Origin of the sequence: Roseomonas sp. TAS13 (assembly GCF_001950415.1) — a bacterium.
In the GTDB taxonomy this organism is placed as follows: Bacteria; Pseudomonadota; Alphaproteobacteria; order Acetobacterales; family Acetobacteraceae; genus Roseomonas; species Roseomonas mucosa.
This window is the reverse complement of the sequence record NZ_BDLP01000537.1, coordinates 1-2238: the sequence shown is the minus strand read 5'-3', so window position 1 is coordinate 2238 and position 2238 is coordinate 1. Positions and strand designations below refer to the sequence as shown.

Sequence of the window (2238 nt, the reverse complement as noted above, 5' to 3'; positions counted from 1 at the left end):
GGGACGGCACCAGGGCCGGTGCGGCGACGCTGTAGGCCACCGTGCCGGCGGCCCCCAGGAAGCCCAGCACCGCCAGCCAGGGCAGGGTCAGCGCCCCACCGAGCAGCAGGAGCAGGATGACGAGCAGCGCGGCCCCGCGCAGCACCTCCGCCCCCAGCATGAGGCGGCGGCGGGAGGTACGGTCCGCCAGTACCCCGGCGGGCAGCGACAGCAACAGGAAGGGCAATGTCTGTGCGGCCTGGAGCAGCCCGGTCTGTGTCGCTCCCGCCCCCAGCAGCAGCACGGCGGCGAGCGGCGCGGCGGACAGGGCGATCTGTTCGGAGAACTGGGCCGGAAGGCTGGACAGGGCGAGGCGCCGGAAGCCGGCGGGCAGGGGGCCGGAACGCTGGTCCGGGCCATGGCCGGGGTCATGGCTTGGGCGATGATCTGGCACGGGTCCCGTGATCTCCTGGATGGTGGAGAGGGACCCTAGGCGGCGGAGCGCCCGCCCCGCCTTCCGCCCGTTGCGCCCGCATCCGGAGCGTCAGCGGGATGCGGCTGGCGGCTACTCCACCACGAAGACCGCGAGTTCCACCCGGTCCGGCCGGCGGATGCCGGTGGCCAGGAAGAGAGGCCGGGTCAGCCAAGCATGCGCCGCGGCGGCGGTCTCGAAGCGTGGCGCCGTGCGGAAATAGACCTGCTCCGGTGGCACCGGCTCGCCCCGCGTGATGCGGGCCATGACCTCGGGCGGGCCATGCCGCACGCCGGTGTTCACGACATAGACGAGCGCCCCGTCATCCAGTTCCACCACATAGCGGGCCTCCAGCGTGGTGTAGCCGTCCGCCCTGATCACCTGGAAATCCGCCCCTGCCGGCAGGATGCGGCCGGACAGGCGTGGCCCCCGGACCCAGCCGCCCAGGATCGGCACAACCCGCCGCAGCCCCTCGCCGGTCTCGCCCACGGCGATGGGTTCCCCCACCTCCACCGCGATGTCGGCGACATGGTGCAGGCTCGGTGGCGTCATGGTCCTGTCCTCGCAGGGGATGTTTCCGTCCCGCCGTCATCCGCCCGCCCGGCCCGATCCACAAGACGCGAGAACCGGGGTGCCCCCCAAGGCCGGCACTTGGCGCCCACGCCGCTCAGGGGCAAGGATGCGCCCTGGCAGGCCCGGCAAGGGAGACCATCCGAATGATCCTGATCGGCCAGTACGATTCGCCCTTCGTCCGCCGCGTGGCGGTGGCCCTGCGCCTCTACCGGCTGGGCTACGAGCACCAGCCCTGGTCCACCTTCGGCGATGCGGAGCGGCTGGCCGCCATCAACCCGCTGCGCCGCGTCCCCGTGCTGCTGCTCGACGATGGCGAGGCGCTGATCGAGAGCGGCGCGATCCTGGACCACCTAGACGAACAGGCATCGCCGGACACGCGGCTGATCCACGCCTCCGGCGCGGAACGGCGGCGCATGCTGCGCCTCTGCGCCCTGGCCACCGGCCTCTGCGACAAGATGGTCAGCCTGATCTACGAACGCATCCTGCACGAGACGGTCTCGGAACGCTGGGTGGCGCGCTGCGAGGCGCAGATCCGCGACGTGCTCGCGGTACTGGAGGCGGAGCGGGCGCGCGAGCCCGCGCCCTTCTGGAACGGCGTGGCACCGGGCCATGCCGATATCGCCCTGGGCTGCGCGCTGCGCTTCCTCGCCGAGGCGCATCCGGCGATCCATGGCGACGGCGGCGCGTGGCCCAGCCTGGCGGCCCATGCGGCGCGTTGCGAGGCACTGGATGCCTTCGCGGGCGTCGTGCAGGTCTTCGATCCGCCGAAGCGCTGAGCCGCGGCTATTCCGGCCAGGAGAAGCGGATGTTGTTGTCGCGCAGCCCGGCCAGCACGACCTCGATGCCGCCGGAACGGATCATCCAGTCCAGCCGGTGGTCGCGGTATTCCCGCCGCTGGGGCAGGAAAAGGGGACGCCCTGATCCGATCCTCCGGGCGGGCTCCTCACCCCGCCAGCCTGATCTCCCGCGCGGCGGTGTAGAGCGCCAGCCGCCGCGCCGCATTCGGCGCCAACCCATGTTCGGCGACATTCTCCACCGGCGGCAGGCGATCCGCGAGATGGCAGGCGGCGAGGTGGCCCGGATCGCCCCCCAGCGGTCCGGTGGGCGCGCGCAGCTCCGGGTCCTGCTCCCGGCAGACCGCCTCGGCATGGGGGCAGCGGGTGTGGAAGCGGCAGCCGGAGGGCTGTCTCTTGATCACATCTACGCACAGCTCC

Annotated in this window: 3 protein-coding genes and 1 pseudogene; 1 reads left to right on the top strand and 3 read right to left on the bottom strand. The window is 72.5% G+C overall.

All coding sequences use genetic code 11. From position 1 onward, the window contains the following. On the bottom strand, window positions 1–433 hold a 433-nt coding region (locus tag ROTAS13_RS23290; RefSeq protein WP_139323526.1), incomplete at its 3' end, for an MFS transporter. Window positions 434–544: 111 nt separating this feature from the next. Then, window positions 545–1003, bottom strand: a complete 459-nt coding sequence (locus ROTAS13_RS23285) for a DUF3237 domain-containing protein (protein ID WP_058390442.1) — start codon at window positions 1001–1003, stop codon at window positions 545–547. A 164-nt stretch (window positions 1004–1167) separates the two neighbouring features. Between ROTAS13_RS23285 and ROTAS13_RS23280 the strand changes: the two genes are divergently transcribed. Further along, on the top strand, window positions 1168–1800 hold the full coding sequence (locus ROTAS13_RS23280; protein WP_019460761.1) for a glutathione S-transferase family protein: 633 nt from the start codon (window positions 1168–1170) through the stop codon (window positions 1798–1800). Between the two features lie 167 nt (window positions 1801–1967). Here ROTAS13_RS23280 and ROTAS13_RS23270 read toward each other — a convergent pair. Next, a pseudogene (locus ROTAS13_RS23270) lies at window positions 1968–2238 on the bottom strand (hypothetical protein); the annotation flags it as partial.

Bases quoted from the DNA above. Each gene is read 5' to 3' on its own strand.
- ROTAS13_RS23285 (WP_058390442.1), bottom strand. From the start codon at position 1,003: ATGACGCCACCGAGCCTGCACCATGTCGCCGACATCGCGGTGGAGGTG.
- ROTAS13_RS23280 (WP_019460761.1), top strand. From the start codon at position 1,168: ATGATCCTGATCGGCCAGTACGATTCGCCCTTCGTCCGCCGCGTGGCG.